We start from the raw sequence: 20,083 nt of genomic DNA, 5'->3' as shown, positions 1-20,083 counted from the left end.
TAATTCCATAAATCAAGGTTCCTTGATACCCTATTCCAAATCAGCGAATATCAGCCCGATCTGCGTCATCGCACCCTTCCCGTACAAATTTTTCGGGGTTCCATTCCTGATGTCTTTCAAGTCCAACATTCGTATCTTTGGGATATGAATATTTTAGCTATTGAATCTTCTTGTGACGATACCTCTGCGGCGGTTTTGACGGATCAGGGCATCCAATCCAACATCATTGCCTCGCAATCTATACATATGCAATTTGGCGGGGTGGTGCCGGAATTGGCTTCGCGTGCACATCAAAAAACCATCACCCAAACGGTACAGCAGGCGCTGGATGAAGGGAATATTTCTTTGGATGAAATTGATGCTGTTGCGGTAACACAGGGGCCGGGATTGTTGGGTTCATTGCTGGTAGGAATTTGCTTTGCCAAAGGCCTCGCTCTTTCCAGGGGTATTCCAATTATTGGAGTGAATCATATGGATGCACATATTTATGCCAACTTCATCGATTATCAACCCGGTTTTCCGCTGATTGCGCTCACTGTTTCAGGCGGTCACACCCAATTGGTTCATGTAAAGTCTCCTTTCAAGCATGAGGTTATTGGCAAAACGAGGGACGATGCTGCCGGAGAAGCCTTTGATAAAATCGGGAAACTGCTTGGCCTTCCATATCCTGCGGGTCCACATATGGATAAGTTAGCAAAAGAAGGAGATCCCGGATTTCACAAATTCCCGCAAGCATTGTTACAAGAGGGTCTCGATTTTAGCTTTTCGGGCTTGAAAACCAGTGCACTTTATTACTTAGAGGATAAGGAAGAAAACTGGATAAAAGAGCACTTGAATGATATTTGTGCCAGTGTGTCGTTTGCAATTGCAGAAGTATTGGTAAAGAAATTGAAGCGTGCTATCCAACAAACAGGAGTGGAGACGGTTCTGTTGGCCGGTGGTGTGTCAGCGAATTCCATGCTTCGGGAAAAATGTGAAAAGATGGCGAGGGAAACGGGAGTGAGGCTTTATTCCCCAAAAGTTAGCTATTGTACGGATAATGCGGCCATGATAGCTATTACCGGAAGGATGAAAGCCGATCTGGGGCAGTTTGATGATCTGGATATGGTACCTTTTTCATCACTGTTGTGAATGTTGAATGCTTAATTTTAAAAGTTAAATGATGATGCCGTCCATTTAACATTTAAAATTATCTCACTTAAAATTTCTGCGAGGCAGTAACGGCGAGTTGATCTGCCCGTTCATTCAATTCAATTCCCGAATGCCCCTTCACTTTTACCCATTTTACATCGTGAGGTTCCATGGCTTTTAGCATTTCCTGCCACAGTTCTTTGTTTTCCACCGGTTTTTTATCGGCCTTGCGCCATCCGCGTTTTTGCCAGTTTTTGATCCATCCTTGTTGGAAGGCGTTGATGATGAGGGCACTGTCGCTGTGGATTTTAACCAGGCACGGTTTTTTAAGTGCATTCAACGCTTCGATCACCGCTTGCATTTCCATCCTGTTGTTGGTGGTTTGAGGGTCTCCTCCGGAAAGTTCTTTTTCTTTTCCGTTCCATTTGAGAATTGCTCCCCAGCCTCCCGGGCCGGGATTTCCGCTGCAGGCTCCGTCTGTATAAACTATAACTTCCGGCTTCTTAGACATACTGCTCTGTAATATTCATTAATTTTTGTTTCATTTTCTTAGCTTGCTGGGCAACATACTCCGGCCAATCTCCTTCATCTTTTCCTGCATAAATAATACCTCTGCTGGAATTGATTAATGGTATTCCTGAATGATTTTTCAGTGCCTTTTCCAATTCTGAAATGGATCCACCTTGTGCTCCGATTCCAGGTATTAACAAGTTTCCTTCGGGATGATATTTTAGAACTAAGGTGGCTTCTTCTGCTTGTGTGGCACCAATCACCATTCCCAAATGGCTTTTTGTGAAACGTGATTTTTTAGCTAATTGATCAGCAATAAACTGTGCCATCATATCAAATTTTTCAAAAGGACGCTTCAAAAAGTCTTCTGCCCCGGGATTAGAAGTAAGGGTGAGCACATAAATTCCTTTGTCTTCAAGTTTTGAAAAAGCTTCTATCGTTTCAAACCCCATAAGCGTGTTTAAGGTGATAGCATCAACCTTGAATTGATCAAAATAAGTTTTTTTGTAATGCTCTGATGTGCTGCTGATATCTCCTCTTTTTGCATCTGCAATGATGATTTTATCGTTTGGGATATGTTGTATTACTTCCTCAAAAACCGCAAGGCCGTTTCTTCCCAAAGCTTCAAAAAAAGCAAGATTAGGTTTAAAAGCCGCGCAGTGCTCAGCTGTATAATCAATTACTAACTTACAGAAATAGGTTACCTGTTCTTCGGGGGTATCAAACTGATCTTTTATCGGTTGGGGAAGAAGATCAAGATTTGGATCTAACCCTATGCAAAGAGTAGAATTTGAATTAGTAATAGAAGCCTTTAGCTTTTCTAAAAAAGTCATGAATTAAAATTTTTGCTGAAGATAACATTTCTGTCTTCCAATGGTAGAATGCTTTTTAGGATCTGATTTTGGAATTGTACTCCAGACTTGTATATACTTGTAAAATGATTGGGGTACTAAGCCAATTTTTTTAGATTCATTCACTTAATACAAATAGCAAAATAATCATGTTACATACACACATTTTTTCAAAAGGGGTCAAATTTTTATTGATAGCCTTACTGGTCTGGCTTGTTCCGCAAATGGGGGTTTCTCAAGATACGGAAGCTGAATCAGATAGTACGGAAAAGGAAAAGCTGAACGACCTCCCTTTAGAGGCGGAAAGGGAGTTTAGCTTTAATTTAAAAGAGGGGTCTTGGATAGCTTTGGACGTTAACCCTGATGGAAGTACCATTGTTTTCGACTATCTCGGAGATTTATATACTATTCCAATTGAAGGCGGTGAAGCTACACAAATAACCGAGGGAATGCAGTTTGACAGTCAGCCCCGGTTTAGCCCGGATGGCCAAAAAGTGGTATTTATTTCAGATGCTTCCGGTGGAGAAGGTGTATGGGTGTATGATTTTGAAACCGAAGAAAAAGAACAAATTACAAAGGGAAAGAACAATGAATATCAATCGCCGGAGTGGGCGCCGGATGGGAAATATATAATAGCCTCTAAAGACTCTCCCGGAAATCATAAAATCTGGATGTATCATGTTGATGGAGGATCGGGTACGGCTTTAGTCAGTGAGCCAAGCAGTTTGCGGATGACTGAAGGAGCTTTTGGGGCGGATGATCATTATATATGGTTTTCTCGCCGATTTGGTTCATGGAACTATAATGCTTCTTTGCCACAATATCAGATTGCTACCTATGACCGGGAAACAGGTGATATTACGGTTCAATCCGATCGATACGGTTCTTCATTTCGGCCAACACTTTCAAGTGACGGCAAGTGGCTGGTTTATGGAACCCGGCACGATGAACACACAGGCTTAGTGAAACAGAACCTGGAGACAGGAGATGAGAGCTGGCTGGCATATCCTGTACAACATGATGATCAGGAATCCAGGGCTTCCCGGGATGTACTCCCGGGTATGTCTTTTACTCCGGACAACAAGCATGTTGTTACCTCGTACGGAGGAAAAATTTGGAAACTCCCGATTGATGGAGGGGATGCCGTTGAAATTCCGTTTTCTGTGAACTCAACAATCGAACTTGGGCCTGAACTGGATTTTGATTACCCGATTGAAGACACCCCTCAGTTTAAAATAACACAAATCAGAGATGCTGTTCCTTCACCGGATGGAAAAAAACTAGCTTTTACGGCTTTGAATGAAGTTTATACCATGGAGCTTCCGGATGGTGAACCCAGGAAATTAGTTAATCTGGATGAAACTCAGGCACAACCCGTTTGGTCTCCGGATGGGGATTGGATTGCATTTGTAACATGGACGCCGGAAACCGGGAAGGTTTATAAAGTAAGATCCAATGGGAGAAGGCTTCAGCAAATCAATGAAGAAGAAGGAGTTTTTCAGGATCCGGTTTGGAATAATGATGGCAGTCGCATTGTATTGATAAAAGGAGATCCTCAGGATTTCAGAAATGCGACCCAGCGTTCAGCTTTCCAGGGTACCAGTGATTTAATCTGGATTGATGCCAATGGAAGCGAGAATAATTTCATTACTTATAGCAATGGCCGGTCTAATCCTCATTTTGTAAAAGATTCCGATCGAATTTATTTATCCAGTTACGGAAATGGACTTAGCTCTATCAGGTGGGATGGGACCGATGAGAAATTTCATCTCGAAGTGCGAGGCAAAAGTGCCCCGGGCTCAAGCTTCAGTCCGCGTGCTTCATGGATTCGCATGGCTCCGGAAGGAGATCAGGCCCTTGCCCAGATAAATAATGATATATTTGTAGTTACAGTACCTAAAGTTGGTGGTGATGCCCCCACGATTAATGTTGGTGGGTCGTCCAGTGCTTTTCCAAGCAATCAGCTTACGGATATTGGAGGACAATTCCCGGCTTGGAGTTGGGATGCCAGTAAAGCTCACTGGTCCATTGGAAATGCCCATATGATTTACGATTTCGAGGCGGAAAAAGCTTATAAAGACAGCGTAGAAACTGCTGAAAAATTAGAAGCTGAAGAAGAGCCGGAGAAGGAAGAGGAAGCAGAGGCTGAAGAGGAAGACGCCGAAGAAAAAACAGAGGAAGAATCTGACAAAGAAGAAGGATATAAGCCTTTGGAAATCAATATTAGCGTGATGGGTGATCGTGATATTCCGGAAGGTGTGTTAGTGTTAAGAGGAGCCAGGGCAATTACAATGAATGGCGATGAAGTTGTTGAAAATGCAGATTTGGTTATTCAAAATAACCGAATTATTGCGATTGGGGAACAAGGGGAAGTTGAAATTCCTTCCGATGCGGAAGTAAAAGATATGTCCGGAAAAACTATTATTCCCGGTTTTGTAGATACTCATGCCCATTTTCGTCACCCAGTAAATTTACACCGTGGAGAGTTTTGGTCTTATTTGACGAATCTTGCTTACGGTGTGATTACTACTCGAGATCCTCAGACTGCAACTACAGATGTGCTTACCTATCAGGACTTGGTTCATGCCGGCAAGTTGATGGGGCCAAGAGTATATTCAACAGGCCCGGGTGTTTTCAGTAGTGAAAATATTAAAGACCTGGATCATGCCCGTGACGTGCTTACCCGGTACAGTAAATATTACGATACAAAAACCATTAAGATGTATGGGGCCGGAAATCGTGAGCAACGACAGTGGATCATCCAGGCCGCACGAGAACAGGAATTAATGCCGACTACGGAAGGATCACTCGATTTCAAGGAAAACCTGACACAGGTGATAGATGGATACCCCGGGCATGAACACTCATTCCCGATATTTCCACTTTATAAAGATGTAATCGATTTGGTTTCATATTCCAGAACGGTGTACACACCGACCCTGCTGGTTGCATACGGTGGGCCTTGGGCTGAAAATTATTTTTACGCCACCGAAAGGCCCCATGATGATAAAAAATTACAACACTTCATGCCTCATCAGAATCTCGATCAGCGTACTCGTCGCCGAACAGCCGGTTGGTTTATGGAAGAAGAGCACGTGTTTGAAGAGCTGTCTGTTTTTGTGAAAGATTTGGTTGAGGCCGGTGGCCGGGCCGGAGTTGGAAGTCATGGTCAATTACAAGGACTTGGTTACCACTGGGAATTATGGGCGATGCAAGCCGGTGGAATTTCAGAGCATGATATTCTGAAAGTAGCCACCATTCAGGGCGCTGATGGAATTGGACTCGATCAGGATTTAGGATCTATCGAAGAAGGTAAACTGGCCGATTTAGTGATTCTGAACAGCAATCCATTGGATGACATCCGGAATACAGCTGATATCTCTTACATCATGAAAAATGGTTATATGTATGAAGCAGAAACTTTGAATGAAGTATTTCCAAATCAAAAAGAATTACCGACGTTTTGGTGGCAGAATAATGAGCCTATGGACGTTCCCGGAGTAGATGAGTGATAAAGTGATGAGTAGGTTTGAAAAACTTCCGGTCCTCGTCTGACCGCTTTGAGTGATAGCTTGAATGGGTTTGATTCTATAGCGGTCTGACGAATAAGTTATTTTAGGTCTGTAAAATTGATGAGATAAAGTGAAGCAAAAAGTAGCTAAGGCCTACTTTATCACTCATCACTATAACACAGTCTCAGGGTGGACTTCCTCAAAACCATGGGGAGGGCGATCCAATGTCCAGGTCTCGAAATAGAAATGGCGTTCAGATCTGAATTTCTTTCCATTGATACTGAAAAAGCGGAAGGTATCGGGCACCAATTCCTGAAGCGGATAAAACATATTGGTGTACACATTCTTTTTTGAGAATATGTGAAGGTCGAAGCCATCCTTAGCCTGTTCTTTGTAGGCAACAATGAGGTTATTTTCCAAGGCTTCTTTTAATTCAGTTTTTAAATGTCCAACATTGGAATTGGTGTCAATATGTAATGTGGCTATGTCCAGCTCTGAGTTTTCTTGGCTGCCAAGTATAAAAACTTCACCTAAATCTATGGCATCAATCGCTTTTGAAATAGAATTAAACGGGCCTTTGGCAGTGAATACATTTTTATCCTGAAATGCTTTCTCGAGAGCCTCAATTATCTTTTTATACCCGGAGATCATATTCAAACCAAATCTTTCTTCTGTCAGGTCGGTGCCGGTTAAATAAAATTTCGAATAGGTTGGATCCGGTTTCATGAAGTCAGCCAAAGAAGCTTCAGTATCTTCTTTAGTTTTATTGGTATTTCTCTTGGCCAGTTTATCCAGTCGTTGATCGTGCTGAAAAATAAGTTTAAAGATGTCCATGAACTTTTTTGTATTAAAGTATCAAATGTGAGATTCAATTCGTTTCAACAGTTCTTCTACAAACTCTTCTTGGTCCGGTTTCATAAATACGCTTCTTAATATGATCACATCTTCGGTATCTGCTTCATATTCAGGGTGAAGTCTAGTGAAGGTTTCTGCGGGAACTCGATAAAGCGAAAGATAAAACGTTTGATCTTTCATTCCTGCATCAAACACTTTTTTCGATTTCGCTGAGATTTCTGATGTTGTTTTGGCTTCGGAAGGAAAGTAGCCGAGTATGTCCAGTTCCGGTTTTTTGTACGTCTTAAGTTTTTGGCTTGTACCGATGAGTCCATGCATTTTAAGTGCGGCATTCCGGCATTTAGCTAAAATGGGTCCAAATCCTTCGGTCTCTTTTAGAGGAAACATTTCTAAAGTGGCCCAAAGCGCTACGGCTGCTGCTCCTGCCCGCGAACATTCCAGGCTTATTTCTCCAAGGTGCAGGTCTTCAGAGGTGAAATATGTATAGGGAGAGTCGTGCTTATAGAATTTGCCAACGGCCGGATCTTTGAAAATCACACAACCGCATCCGTAGGGTTGCAAGCCATGTTTATGGGGGTCTATTACAATACTGTCTGCGTGCTCAATTAATTTCCAGGAGGTTCCATCGATGAGATCTGAATCTTGAAGTGTTCTGAAAAAACCGCCATAAGCAGCATCAATGTGGATTCGAATATCGTGCTCTTTTGCCCAGGGTAAAATTTGATCGAGTGGTTCTACTTCACCCAGTCCGGTAGTACCAAGTGTAACTACAATAGTTCCTATTTCTTCCGGATTGATTTCATGGAGGTTAAATCCACCGTTTTCTAAAACCGGAATCTTTACGCCCTCAACCCTTAAAACAGAACACATTCTTTCATGGGTATAGTGAGCATTTTCAGAGTAGGCAATTTTCTTTTTGGGTTGAGATTCCCGGGCCACCCAAAGAGCTTCAAGATTAGCGATGGTTCCGCTGGCTGTCAGATGGCCTAAAAACTCTTTTCCATATCCAAAAAAATGAGCTAATTGAGCAATGGATTCCTTCTCCATTTCAGAAGAAGGAGGGCCTCCGTCAAGTGCATGATTATTTGGATTAATGCTCATAGCCATAGCATATGCTGCCCATGTAAGCGGGTGAGGAGGCTTTAGCATTTGCCCTGCATAGATAGGGTGATGAAAGGGAAAATTACATTTAAGGCGCTGTACTAACCGGCTAAAAACTTGTTCTGCTTTTTCATCAGAAACGAAAAGAGCAGAATCCTCCTCCCATTTCCCAAAAGACTTTCGCCAGTCGGAAAGTTGATTCAGGGTTTTGCCTAAGATCTTTCTGGAGGACTTATTCATTAGTACAGGTTAATGGAGATGCCAGCAGAAAGTACTTGTTTTATTTGTACTTCGCTAGAAAAGTCATTGTCATATCGCATTTCAAACTGGAATGAAGCACTAATCAAGTTATTGATTTGCCCCACTAACTCATTAGACCACATTACATCCGTTTCAGATATCGGAATCAGGAAATTGGTAAAGGTTTCGATGGAACTGTTGTATAGGATATTTTCAAAAATTTCTTTCTCAAAATTGATACCGGTGGTTAGACCGCCTTCACCCCGTATGTCTTTATCTGGGGCAACGCCATAAAGAGATTTAAGACTGTCGTCTGTAACAATCGTTTGTTTTAGAGCTAATCCAGCCTCAAAAGTAAAAGCTTTGTCAGGTTGATAAGCAATACCGACTCCTTCAGTGAGATAAGCAGGGGAAAGGAAGTTAGAGATTAACTCATCCGGCACGCCATCTTCGGTACTGTAGATATAACCCTGGTCAAACTGTGTCCGGAAGTTAACGGCTCCGTAACCAGACCAGTTGCTATTTTCTTTAAACTGGTAATTGAACCGGTTCCGAATTTCGATAAGGTCATCAGTTTTCCGAACCCCCTCTCCCTTGATCCGCGACTGACCGTATTTGAGGTTTGTTCGTAAACCATAGCTAAACAAATCCTTTTGATAGATTATGGAGAAAATTGAAGAAGCGGTACCGCTGATGGAACTCACCCCACCTTGAGACCAATTATCATAGGCTGCTTGAGAACCATTTAAACTTGCTACCCAACTTTGATCCCATCCCTCCAGTGTATCGGGGATAGAAATATTTTGTGCAGAAACAAATGTATTACACAACATTAAAATTAATACAGAGACAATACCAGATAATAGTCTTCTCATTGTTTATTTAATTAAGAGTTCTTAAAAAGTATGGCTTCTTCCAGTTTCGAATTCTTGAGCATCACTTCGATGTGTTCTCCTAATTTTGTAGGCACTTCGATGCCTGACATCCCAGTGAGTAACGGATATTTACGATGGCCTCGATCGATCAATACAGCTATTTCGATAGTTTTAGGTTCATAAATATTACACACTCCGGAAAGAGCTTCAAACATTGTTTTCCCGGAAAAAATTACATCATCTACTAAAAGCACAAACTTGTCATTACATTCCGGTAAGGAACTTTCAGCATTATTTCCGGTGACTTCATATTGATGTACTTGTGCTTTTGTGCTTAGGTAATCATCTATGTATCCGGAAAGTTCCAGGGCCGCGGCATAACCTCTTTCATTTAAACCAATTATGACAAGATCTTCTTCTGTCCCCAATTTTTCCCATACTTGTATGGCTATGCGCCGCAGAGTACGCTGCAGCCGGGCCCGATTCATCAAGGTAATTTGCTTTTTCATAGGCTGGTTTTAAATTTAACCAAAGGTACTGTTTTCTATACTTAGAGTTAAAAAAAATAACGAAAAACATTACGAATATTCTTATCTTAACAGCGTTAACCAACAACCAAAAAGAGAGCTCCATGAAACGAGGAATAGGAACATTATTATTCGGTGCTGCAGCATTTACCGGCGGTATAGTAGCAGGTTTGTTTTTAACCCCCAAAAGCAGAAAAGAAAATCTACGTTGGGTGAAAGATCAAACCAATGAAACCAAAGAATGGCTTGAAAGCCAGAGCCGAAAAATCAAAGAAGACAGTGAAAAAAGGATAGACCGGTTCTCAAAAGGAATCAAGAAATCTCTGAAAGATTCTTTACCGGATTTATATGAAGCCACAGAGGATCTTGATTTTACCGAAGAAGAAGAGATAGAAGAAATTACCAAAAATGGCTGAGGCTGAATTTCAACATTCAGAAGCTTTTTTACAGTGGATTTGGGAAAATCTGCTCTTTGAGTTCACGTCTTTAAAAACTAATTGTGGCAAACCGGTTCGTATTATCGATCCGGGCAAAGCTAATGCCACTGATGGGCCTGATTTCAGGCATGCTGTCATTGAAATCGATGGTATTAAATGGCATGGAGATGTTGAAATACATGTCAAAGGTTCGGATTGGAGTGCTCATCATCACCAAAAAGATCTGAACTTTAATGCGGTCATTTTGCATGTGGTTGCTAATGAAAAAAGCCGGCCTGTCAGCACAGAAAACGGAAGTACTCCATTTACCCTGAATTTGCTGCACTATCTGCCTGAAAAACTGCGGTTATTTTTAAGAAGTTTTGCGTACCCATCAGAGCTTCCTTGCGTATCCGGTCTGAGTTTTATTTCGAAAGACGCGTTTAAACGTCAAATTGAAAAGGCTCACGTTGAATATTTTGAAAAGAAGTCGAATGATTTTTTGCGCTTTTATGATCCTGAGCTTCTTCCTTCAAAAGCCTGGAGGCAAGCACTGATTCTGTCCTGCTGGGATGGCCTTGGGATATCGCACAACCGCGAGGCAATGCGTGAAACTGCTAAACGTTTATTAGCAAGCTGGGATGGAGCTTCAATCGATCAGGGCATCAGCCTTGCATGGGATATTGCCGGTCTTGGAGCCTCTTCCTCAGAAATTTCCTGGAACATGAAATCTGTCCGTCCGGCGAATCATCCAAAGCGAAGAGTTTATGAAGCTGTAAAATTAAGTTATCAGATTTTAAATGAGCCATTTCAGCATTTGCTCTCGCTTGAATCGCTTGATGTTTGGAGTGATTGGATGGAGGAAGCCTCGCTCAGTAAATCGTCTCGGATGAAAATTTTATATGGGACGGTTTATTTGCCTTCTCTTTATATGTTAGGAAATCTGTATGCTCACCAACGCCTTTGTGAAAATGTACTCTCAGAATGGAAGCGTTTAAAAACGCCAATTCCATCGTCTCTGCTAAGAAAATTCAATTCTTTGAATTTAGATACCGGTATATATCGTAGAAAATTAGGTGCTGTCCATCAATTAAAATCATATTGTAAACCGGTCAGGTGCTCCGAATGTTTTGTGCTAAAAAAAGCGATTGAGTCTTGATTGCTTTTAAAGTGATTTCTATCTTTGGAGTCTGTCAATGACATGAATTGCCCGGTCGTCTAATGGCAGGACAGCTGGTTTTGGTCCAGTCAGTGGGGGTTCGAATCCTCCCCGGGCAACATAAATTTGTAAAGGATGACTGTGAGGCCATCCTTTTTGTTTATTAATCAATAATTGATTAATAAATTTTGACTGTTTTTAACCTGAACCGAAGGCCCACAACGTGGACACTCCCCTGGCGATTTTTTCCGGAACCAGTAACCCGGCTTTGGCAAGAGCAATTGCCGAAGAATATGGTGCATCTTTAGGAGATGTAACGATTAAGAAGTTTTCGGATGGAGAGCTTTACGTTAAGTATGAGCAGAGTATTCGCGGTGAAGACATTTTTGTTATTCAATCTACGCCGCCTCCGGGTGATAATATTATCGAATTGTTGCTTTTGCTGGATGCAGCGAAGCGGGCATCGGTAAAAAGAGTGACGGCGGTAATTCCATATTTCGGATATGCCCGGCAAGACCGTAAAGATCAGCCCCGGGTTTCTATCGGATCAAAGTTGATGGCAAATTTACTAGTTAAGGCAGGAGCAGACCGGATTCTGACCATGGATTTGCATGCTGCTCAAATACAAGGATTTTTTGATATCCCGCTTGATCATTTATATGCAAGCCGGGCTTTTATTGATCATTTTACTTCCAACCCCATTGATAATTTGGTAGTGGTAGCTCCTGATGTGGGCAGTTTGAAAATGGCTCGTTCCTATTCAAAAAAATTAGGGGCCAGCCTTGCTTTTATTGATAAAAGAAGGCCAAAAGCCAATGAGTCAGAGATTATGAATCTGATTGGGGAAGTAGAAGGAAAGAATGTGTTAATTGTCGATGATTTGATCGACACCGCCGGAACATTGACGAATGCAGCGGCCGCTTTAAAAGAAAGGGGCGCGTTAAACATTATCGCAATTTGTACACATCCGATTTTATCGGGTCCGGCATATCAGCGAATCGAAGATTCGCCTATTGACGAGTTGTTAGTAACAGACACCGTTCAGCTTCGCCAGCCATCTGAAAAGATTAGGGTGTTGAGCATTGCGAATATTTTTGCTGAAGCTATACAACGTATTCACACTAACGACACTATCAGTGCACTGTTTGATAATTAATGATTAAGGTAAACGCATTATGGCATACCCAGAATTAGTAAAACTTGAAGGCAAAAAAAGAGAGACCAGCAGACAAGCGAATAAAGCGCTTAGGAAAGAATTGCAAGTACCCGCAGTTCTTTATGGTCCCGACGTTGATGAAAATGTTCATTTTTCGATTGATGAGTTGGAGTTGGAGAAAATTCTTAAACGACCTCAAACTAAACTTCAAGAACTTACGGTTGACGGAAAAACGTATAAAACACTTTTGAAGAGAACGGAATTTGATCCTGTAACGGATCGTCCTGTTCATGCAGATTTCTATGTTCTGTCAGATAAGAAGAAAGTAACACTCCGTGTCCCTATTAAAATTACAGGGAACGCAAAAGGGGTAGTTGAGAATGGTGGACGTGTATTCAAACCAATGAATTTCGTTCGCATTCGTGTACTTCCTGAAGCCATTCCGGCAGAGTTTGAAATTGATATCTCACCGCTTGAAATTGGCCAGTCATTCCATATTTCTGATTTGGATCTGGAAGGAATTATTCCTTTAGATGATATGAGTCGAACCATTGTAACCATTCGTCCTCCTAAAGGAGCTGACTTTCTTGAAAGTCTTGTTGCGGGTGTTACTGAAGAGGCTGAAGAAGAAGTGGTTGCTGAAGGCGAAGAACTCGCTGAAGGTGAAGAACTTGCCGAAGGTGAAGAACTTGCTGAAGGCGAAGAGGGAGAAGATTCTTCTGAAGAAAAAACAGAAGAATAATCTCTGCTCATTATCGCAAAGTTGTAACGTAACCTCTTTTTGAAATGTCCCTTATTATAGGTTTAGGAAATATTGGGCAAGAATATGAGGGGACTCGTCACAACATAGGATTTGAAGTAGTTGATGCTTTAGCTGAGACTCTTTCCACTACATTTGGCCCGGGCAACGGGCCTTTTGTGGTTGCAGAGGGCAGGCACAGAGGAAGAAATGTAGTACTTATAAAACCCACTACATACATGAACAGAAGTGGGAAGGCGGTACGAAAAGCTCTTTCAGTATATAACACCGATATAGAGCATTGCCTGATCATTTACGATGATCTGAATTTAGATGTTGGAGATGTTAGGCTAAGGGCACAGGGAAGTGCGGGTGGTCATAACGGTATCCAAAGTATCATCGATGAATTGGGTAGCAGGGAATTTCCCCGGTTGCGGTTCGGGATCGGAAATGATTTCCCACGTGGTCGTCAAGTCGATTTTGTACTGTCGCCATTTACTAATTCAGATCAAAAATATTTAGAAGAGGGCATTCAAAAAGCCCATGATGCTGCTCTCAATTTTGTAAGAGACGGGATCACAAAAACCATGAACAATTTTAATTAATGCTGCTAACTCAATGGTTAGCATATTTAACCTAAACTAACGTAACGGGAAACAATGCAAACAATAGTCTATTTAATACCTGTGGCCGGAGTTATTGCACTCCTGTACACTTTCTTTAAGTCATCCTGGGTATCCAAACAAGAAATTGGAACAGAGCGAATGGAACGGATCAGCAAGAGTATTGCCAGTGGTGCTATGGCATTTTTGAAAGCTGAATACCGGGTACTTTCAGTATTTGTACTGGTTGTAGCAGTGATACTTGCTGTCAGTGCCGATCCCACAACCTCAAGCTGGATGGTCGCTATTTCATTTGTCATCGGTGCTTTCTGTTCGGGATTGGCAGGTTTCATCGGAATGAAAGTAGCTACTAAAGCCAATGTAAGAACAACTCAAGCTGCACGTACCAGTTTGGGGAAAGGACTTGAGGTTGCATTTGCCGGCGGTTCTGTAATGGGACTTGGTGTTGTAGGTCTTGGGGTACTTGGACTAAGTGTTTTATTTATCGTATTTGGCAATGTTTTTAGCCTTGAAGGTGCTGGTGCTGTTAATAAAGTATTGGCTATTGTAACCGGTTTTTCTTTTGGAGCTTCTTCAATTGCTCTTTTCGCACGTGTTGGCGGTGGTATTTATACTAAAGCTGCCGATGTTGGTGCCGACCTTGTAGGTAAAGTTGAAGCCGGAATTCCTGAAGATCACCCTTTAAACCCTGCTACCATTGCAGATAATGTGGGCGACAATGTTGGTGATGTGGCCGGTATGGGTGCTGACCTCTTTGAATCTTATGTAGGTTCGATTATCGGTACCATGGTATTGGGCGCTGCATTTATAGCAGGAGCTACCGTTGACGGTGCTGTTTGGTCGGATGCTTTTAATGGGTTATCCGCTGTAATACTGCCGTTGGTATTAGCCGGTGTAGGTATTTTAACCTCCATTATGGGAACGTTTTTTGTACGTGTTAAAGAAGGCGGCGATCCTCAAAAGGCGCTGAATCTCGGCGAGTTTTTATCAGCCGCAGTTATGTTGGTAGCTTCTTTCTTCATAATTACCTGGATGCTTCCTGAAACATGGACCTTTAACGGTGAAACTTATAGCAGTATGGGCGTCTTTTGGGCCACCATCTTTGGATTGGCTGCCGGACTTGGGATCGGATTAATTACCGAGCACTACACCGGTACCGGAACCAAGCCTGTATGGTCTATTGTGAAGCAATCAGTAACCGGATCTGCTACAAACATTATTGCGGGATTAGGTGTAGGTATGATTTCAACAGCTATTCCGATTATCATTATTGCTGTTGCTATTATTGGTGCATATGAATTTGCCGGACTTTATGGAATTGCTATTGCCGCTGTGGGAATGCTTTCAAATACCGGAATTCAATTAGCCGTTGATGCATACGGCCCTATTTCAGACAATGCAGGCGGTATTGCTGAAATGGCTGAGCTTCCCGGTGAAGTTCGTGAGCGTACTGATAAGCTTGATGCGGTTGGGAACACCACTGCCGCCATCGGTAAAGGTTTTGCGATTGGATCAGCTGCTTTGACAGCTCTTGCTTTGTTCGCGGCATTTATTACGGCTTTTGAAGCTGTAAATCCGGGAGTAGAAGTATTGATTAGTGTTACTAATCCTTCCGTAATGGCTTCCCTGTTTGTTGGAGCTATGCTGCCGTTTTTGTTCTCTGCATTATCAATGAATGCAGTAGGCCGTGCGGCAATGAGCATGATCGAAGAGGTTCGCCGTCAGTTCCGTGATATTCCTGAATTGACGAAAGCCCTTGCTGCCATGAACCGCAACGAAGGGAAGAAATTAGCCGATTGGTCAGATGAAGACCGCACTACTTTTGAAGCAGCTGACGGTAAAGCTGAATATGAGAAATGTGTTGAAATCTCAACACAAGCTTCAATTCGTGAGATGGTAGTTCCGGGACTTTTAGCCGTTATTGTTCCCGTACTATTTGGCTTTGTACCTGGATTTATCAGTGACAGCCCAACGCTTGGTGCTGAAATGCTGGGTGGATTACTTGCAGGGGTAACTTCTGCGGGTGTTCTTATGGCTCTCTTCCAGTCTAATGCCGGTGGTGCATGGGATAACGCCAAGAAGATGATTGAAGAAGGCGTAACCATCGACGGTGTTGAGTATGGCAAAGGTTCTGAGCCTCACAAAGCAGGTGTTGTTGGAGATACGGTAGGTGATCCGTTCAAGGATACTTCAGGCCCGTCTCTGAACATCTTGCTTAAGCTGATGTCAGTAGTAGCTCTTGTAATTGCTACCATGATCTAAAGCTTAGCTAAGTAAATAATTAAAAACCCCGCACATAGATTTATATGCGGGGTTTTTTTATGCCTTTAATTTCTGATGATCATATTTATACCCGTAGCCCCGTAATGTATCGTGGAACTAATTTAAAATTTAGCATTTCATCATTTAAAATTACTAAACGTCAAAGTCGATGCCTTGGGCAAGGGGCATAGAATCTCCCCAATTCATGGTATTGGTCTGTCGGCGCATGTAGCCTTTCCATGCATCGGAACCTGATTCCCGTCCGCCGCCGGTTTCTTTTTCACCGCCAAAAGCACCGCCAATCTCAGCTCCGCTTGTTCCAATATTAACATTGGCGATCCCGCAATCAGAGCCACGCGCACTTAAGAACCTTTCTGCTTCGCGCATGTTCAGGGTAAACATCGCAGAACTGAGTCCTTGTTTAACTCCATTGTGCAATTTAATGGCTTCATCCAGGTCTTTATATTTGATGAGATAAAGGATGGGCGCAAATGTTTCTTCCTGAACTATATCATAATGGTTCTCAACTTCAGCCAAGGCAGGCCTTACATAAAACCCTTCTTCATCCAAAGGCTCACCCCCATAAATCACTTTACCGCCCTCTTTCTCAATTTCTTTAAGGGCTTTTTGCATCAAATCTATGGCATCCTGATCAATCATGGGCCCAACCAGTGTATTTTCAGCCAATGGATCACCAATGGTAATATTCTTGTAGATTTTCATCAGTCTCTCTTTAACCTGATCGTAGACCGACTCTTGAATAATCAATCGCCGTGTACTGGTGCAACGTTGTCCGCATGTACCCACGGCCCCAAAAACGGTAGCCCGAATAGCCATTTCGATATCTGCGTTTTCAGAGATAATTATGGCGTTGTTGCCGCCGAGTTCAAGGATAGTTTTACCAAGTCTTGAAGCCACTGTTTTGCCAACTTCTTTGCCCATGCGGATAGAACCGGTTGCTGAGATCAATGGAATGCGCTCATCTTCGGTCATCCACTCCCCAACTTGTCGGTCTCCTGTAACGAGATTGAAAATTCCTTCAGGCAGGTCATTTTCTTTGAGGACTTTGGCCACAATTTTTTGAACAGCAACACCACATAACGGGGTTTTTTCCGAGCCTTTCCAAATCATTACATTCCCGCAAACGGCGGCGATCATTGCATTCCAGCTCCATACGGCTACCGGAAAATTAAAGGCAGAAATAATGCCCACGATGCCTAAAGGATGCCATTGCTCGTACATCCGGTGCTCAGGGCGCTCGCTGTGCATGGTTTTACCATATAACATACGTGATTGGCCTACCGCAAAATCACAAATATCGATCATTTCCTGAACTTCCCCGAGTCCTTCCTGGTAGATCTTACCCATTTCATAGGTCACCAGTTTGCCGAGTGGTTCTTTGTATTCCCGAAGTTTCTGCCCGATTTGGCGCACAATTTCTCCCCGTTGCGGAGCGGGCATATCTTTCCAAACCTGGAAAGCTTTTTGAGCCTGCTCAACTACATGGTCATATTGTTCGCGAGAAGTTACACCAACCGTTGCAATCCTTTCCCCATCCGTAGGGGTGTAGCTGCTGATGGTTTCCTTGCTCTCCATATGCTTGCGTCCGGTACTGGTTCCGGGATTAATTCCTTCAATACCTAATGTTTTCAGAAACTCCATAACGATAATTTTTTGCTGAATTTTTAATTAAGATAGGGAAGTAAGGGGTCAGAATACAGAACTCAGAATTCAGTTTCTTCTGTATTCTGAATTCTGAGTTCTGTATTCTTCCATCATGAGAAAAGCATCCAACAACGAGATCAAATTATTACGAAAGCTGAACCGGAAAAAATATCGCGAGAAAGAGCAGCGGTTTGTGGTGGAAGGGGAGCGTGCGGTTGAGCAGGTGGTTGAGAATGGGTTGGTGGAAGTGGAGATGGTATTTGTGGTGGAGGGAAGAGCTGTCAGCGATCAGCTTTCAGCTTTCAGTGTTTTTGTGGAAGAGGATGTGTTTGATGAGGTGGCGGATACGGAGAATCCACAGGGGATATTGGCGGTGTGTAAGATGCCTGAAGAAATTCAGCCCGAAAAACTGGCGAACCAATCCGGAATTATTGTGGCTACAGATGCCATTCAGGATCCGGGAAATATGGGTACGATATTGAGAACAGCGGCCTGGTTTGGAGCAAAGGCGTTAATTGCCGGAAAAGGCAGCGTAGATATTTACCATCCCAAAGTGGTGAGGAGTACGGCAGGAGCTACGGGAAGTATTCCTATTTTAACGGGTGATCTTGAAGAGGTTGTTGTCGAGTTGGAAAACTCAGGTTGGCAGGTGATGTTATTGGATGGGGGAGATGAAGCCGAGACCCTGAGGTCGGTTCAACCCACAGAGAAAACGATATTGGTTGTGGGGAATGAAGGGAATGGGATCAGCGAGAAATTGCTGAATTCTGGAAGAAAAAAAGTAAAGATCGAATCTGCTCCCGGACAAGAACAAGTGGAAAGCCTGAATGCGGCGGTGGCGGTTAGTATTGGTTTGTGGGCTTTGAGTGATAAAGTGATAAAGTGATAAAGTATTTTAATTTTAAAAAAGTGGAAAGAGAATACTTCATCACTTTATCACTTCCTCACCCTATCAACTTTCAACTCTCAACTCTCAATTCTCCCATACTTCATTAAAATTGCATTAAATCCCGCTTGCCAATTGCAAATGAGTTCCGCTTTAGCTTTATTTCAGTAGCCGTTCTTTTACAATCATCTACAATGGCTGGTACAACTGGTATAATTAATCAAACCAACTCATCTATGCCTAAGAAGAAATCAAAGAAGATCTTCGTTCTCGACACTTCCGTTCTTTTATATGATTATGAAGCAGTCCGAAACTTTGAAAAAAATGATGTAGCTATTCCTATCACAGTCCTGGAAGAACTGGATACCTTCAAAAAAGGTAACAATGTAATTAACCTGCACGCACGGGAGTTTATTAGATATCTGGATGGGATATCGGATGCCAATATGCTCCAAAACTGGATTCCGTTGAATGGCCGTTCGCATGGTAAACTCCGGGTTATTACCAACGGTGAAAATTCCCAGGATGCGACCAAAGTTTATGGTTCCGATAAAAATGATCACCGGATTATAAATGCAGCCCTTCACTTGAAGGAAGAAAATCCGAAACAACGGGTGATCCTGGTTTCCAAAGATATCAACCTGAGGCTTAAAGCCCGGGCGTTAAATCTGGAGGCCGAGGATTATGAAACCATGCAGATTAAGGATATTGATCATTTGTACCGGGGCAAGACCGATCTGGATATCGATGATCCGGCACTGATCAGTAAGTTCTATGATGAAGGGAAAATTTCTTTGGAAGAATTAGGAGAAGAGCATCCGGTCTGTAATCATTATTACATTATGAAAGGCCATGGAGCTTCCGCACTGGGCTGGTATAATCCAAAAAGTGAGATGGTGGAAGTGGTAGATAAAATGCATGCATATGGCATTCAGCCTAAAAATGCAGAACAGACTTTTGCCTTACATGCACTTCAGAATCCAAATATTTTATGTACTACCATAACCGGAGCGGCCGGAACCGGAAAAACATTATTGGCCCTGGCTTCGGCACTGGAACAGCGAAGTAATTTTAAGCAGGTGTATCTGGCGCGTCCTATTGTACCGCTGAGTAATAAAGACATTGGTTTTTTACCTGGTGATGCCAATCAAAAAATTGATCCGTATATGCAGCCGCTTTGGGATAATCTGAGCTTCATCAAAAACCAGTACAAGGAAAGTAGTAAACCATTCAAGAAAATTGATGAGATGCTGCAGACGGACAAGCTCCGGATCGTCCCGCTGGCGTACATCCGCGGGCGTAGCCTGTCGAATGTGATATTTATTATTGATGAGGCTCAAAACCTCACCCCGCATGAAGTGAAGACGATTATTACCCGGGCGGGTGAGAATACCAAAGTCGTGTTCACCGGGGATATCTTCCAGATCGATACACCTTATCTGGATGCACAAAGCAACGGCCTCAGCTATTTAGTGGACCGAATGCACAACCATGATCTGTATGCGCATATAAACCTCGAAAAGGGAGAGCGTTCGGATCTGGCAAACCTGGCGAGTAAGTTATTGTAGGTTCAAG

General features: G+C 42.7%; 17 protein-coding genes and 1 tRNA gene. 11 read left to right on the top strand and 7 right to left on the bottom strand.

Annotated features, from left to right (window positions below):
- Positions 1-144 precede the first annotated feature (144 nt).
- Entirely contained in the window at positions 145-1,131 is a 987-nt protein-coding gene (gene tsaD / locus HUJ22_RS14840; RefSeq protein ID WP_290878477.1) for a tRNA (adenosine(37)-N6)-threonylcarbamoyltransferase complex transferase subunit TsaD, read from the top strand.
- 67 nt (positions 1,132-1,198) lie between these two features.
- Here tsaD and rnhA read toward each other — a convergent pair whose 3' ends face one another.
- On the bottom strand, positions 1,199-1,642 hold the full coding sequence (rnhA, locus tag HUJ22_RS14835) for a ribonuclease HI (RefSeq protein ID WP_290878476.1): 444 nt from the start codon (positions 1,640-1,642) through the stop codon (positions 1,199-1,201).
- The gene (gene pyrF, locus HUJ22_RS14830) at positions 1,635-2,474 is read right to left on the bottom strand and encodes an orotidine-5'-phosphate decarboxylase (RefSeq protein ID WP_290878475.1); all 840 of its coding nucleotides are present in this window, start codon (positions 2,472-2,474) and stop codon (positions 1,635-1,637) included. The genes rnhA and pyrF overlap by 8 nt, the downstream gene beginning before the upstream one ends.
- Positions 2,475-2,683: 209 nt before the next feature.
- On the opposite strand from pyrF, the gene HUJ22_RS14825 reads away from it, so the two are divergent.
- Positions 2,684-6,004 carry an amidohydrolase family protein gene (locus HUJ22_RS14825; RefSeq protein ID WP_290878474.1) on the top strand — a complete coding sequence of 1,107 codons (3,321 nt, stop codon included), beginning with the start codon at positions 2,684-2,686 and terminating at the stop codon, positions 6,002-6,004.
- Positions 6,005-6,175: 171 nt separating this feature from the next.
- Here the strand turns inward: HUJ22_RS14825 and HUJ22_RS14820 are convergent, their stop codons facing one another.
- The 4 genes from HUJ22_RS14820 to HUJ22_RS14805 are packed head-to-tail and all read right to left on the bottom strand — an operon-like array spanning position 6,176 to position 9,584.
- Positions 6,176-6,838 (bottom strand): hypothetical protein, encoded by a 663-nt coding sequence (locus HUJ22_RS14820; RefSeq protein ID WP_290878473.1) that lies wholly within the window; start codon positions 6,836-6,838, stop codon positions 6,176-6,178.
- A 21-nt stretch (positions 6,839-6,859) separates the two neighbouring features.
- Positions 6,860-8,200, bottom strand: a complete 1,341-nt coding sequence (locus HUJ22_RS14815) for a pyridoxal-dependent decarboxylase (RefSeq protein WP_290878472.1) — start codon at positions 8,198-8,200, stop codon at positions 6,860-6,862.
- Entirely contained in the window at positions 8,200-9,075 is an 876-nt protein-coding gene (locus HUJ22_RS14810) for a DUF3078 domain-containing protein (protein ID WP_290878471.1), read from the bottom strand. The genes HUJ22_RS14815 and HUJ22_RS14810 overlap by 1 nt, the downstream gene beginning before the upstream one ends.
- Before the next feature lie 11 nt (positions 9,076-9,086).
- Positions 9,087-9,584 (bottom strand): phosphoribosyltransferase family protein, encoded by a 498-nt coding sequence (locus HUJ22_RS14805; protein WP_290878470.1) that lies wholly within the window; start codon positions 9,582-9,584, stop codon positions 9,087-9,089.
- Positions 9,585-9,706: 122 nt separating this feature from the next.
- Here HUJ22_RS14805 and HUJ22_RS14800 point away from each other — a divergent pair, with 122 nt between their 5' ends.
- The 7 genes from HUJ22_RS14800 to HUJ22_RS14770 all read left to right on the top strand — a co-directional run bounded on the left by HUJ22_RS14800 (position 9,707) and on the right by HUJ22_RS14770 (position 15,957).
- Positions 9,707-10,018 (top strand): YtxH domain-containing protein, encoded by a 312-nt coding sequence (locus HUJ22_RS14800; RefSeq protein WP_290878469.1) that lies wholly within the window; start codon positions 9,707-9,709, stop codon positions 10,016-10,018.
- Complete coding sequence (locus HUJ22_RS14795; RefSeq protein WP_290878468.1) at positions 10,011-11,177, top strand: DUF2851 family protein; 1,167 nt, start codon at positions 10,011-10,013, stop codon at positions 11,175-11,177. Before HUJ22_RS14800 ends, HUJ22_RS14795 begins: the two co-directional genes overlap by 8 nt.
- 48 nt (positions 11,178-11,225) lie before the next feature.
- Positions 11,226-11,296: transfer RNA gene (locus HUJ22_RS14790), tRNA-Gln, on the top strand.
- A gap of 104 nt (positions 11,297-11,400) precedes the next feature.
- The gene (locus HUJ22_RS14785; RefSeq protein ID WP_290878467.1) at positions 11,401-12,333 is read left to right on the top strand and encodes a ribose-phosphate pyrophosphokinase; all 933 of its coding nucleotides are present in this window, start codon (positions 11,401-11,403) and stop codon (positions 12,331-12,333) included.
- Positions 12,334-12,352: 19 nt separating this feature from the next.
- Positions 12,353-13,075, top strand: coding sequence for a 50S ribosomal protein L25 (locus HUJ22_RS14780; protein WP_290878466.1), 723 nt, complete (start codon positions 12,353-12,355; stop codon positions 13,073-13,075).
- Positions 13,076-13,119: 44 nt separating this feature from the next.
- A complete protein-coding gene (gene pth, locus HUJ22_RS14775) occupies positions 13,120-13,677 on the top strand; it encodes an aminoacyl-tRNA hydrolase (RefSeq protein WP_290878465.1) in 558 nt (185 codons plus the stop codon).
- 54 nt (positions 13,678-13,731) lie between these two features.
- The gene (locus HUJ22_RS14770; RefSeq protein WP_290878464.1) at positions 13,732-15,957 is read left to right on the top strand and encodes a sodium-translocating pyrophosphatase; all 2,226 of its coding nucleotides are present in this window, start codon (positions 13,732-13,734) and stop codon (positions 15,955-15,957) included.
- Between the two features lie 153 nt (positions 15,958-16,110).
- On the opposite strand, the gene HUJ22_RS14765 is transcribed toward HUJ22_RS14770, so the two are convergent.
- Positions 16,111-17,619, bottom strand: coding sequence for an aldehyde dehydrogenase family protein (locus HUJ22_RS14765; RefSeq protein ID WP_290878463.1), 1,509 nt, complete (start codon positions 17,617-17,619; stop codon positions 16,111-16,113).
- A gap of 115 nt (positions 17,620-17,734) precedes the next feature.
- Between HUJ22_RS14765 and HUJ22_RS14760 the strand changes: the two genes are divergently transcribed.
- Both HUJ22_RS14760 and HUJ22_RS14755 read left to right on the top strand, forming a co-directional pair.
- Positions 17,735-18,508: an RNA methyltransferase gene (locus HUJ22_RS14760; RefSeq protein ID WP_290878462.1), complete on the top strand. Its 774-nt coding sequence runs from the start codon at positions 17,735-17,737 to the stop codon at positions 18,506-18,508.
- A 236-nt stretch (positions 18,509-18,744) separates the two neighbouring features.
- Positions 18,745-20,076 carry a PhoH family protein gene (locus HUJ22_RS14755; RefSeq protein WP_290878461.1) on the top strand — a complete coding sequence of 444 codons (1,332 nt, stop codon included), beginning with the start codon at positions 18,745-18,747 and terminating at the stop codon, positions 20,074-20,076.
- Positions 20,077-20,083: the final 7 nt, after the last annotated feature.

The organism is Gracilimonas sp., assembly GCF_014762685.1.
In the GTDB taxonomy this organism is placed as follows: domain Bacteria; phylum Bacteroidota; class Rhodothermia; order Balneolales; family Balneolaceae; genus Gracilimonas.
The sequence above is the reverse complement of the archived record's forward strand: the minus strand, read 5'-3'. Positions and strand labels throughout refer to the sequence as shown.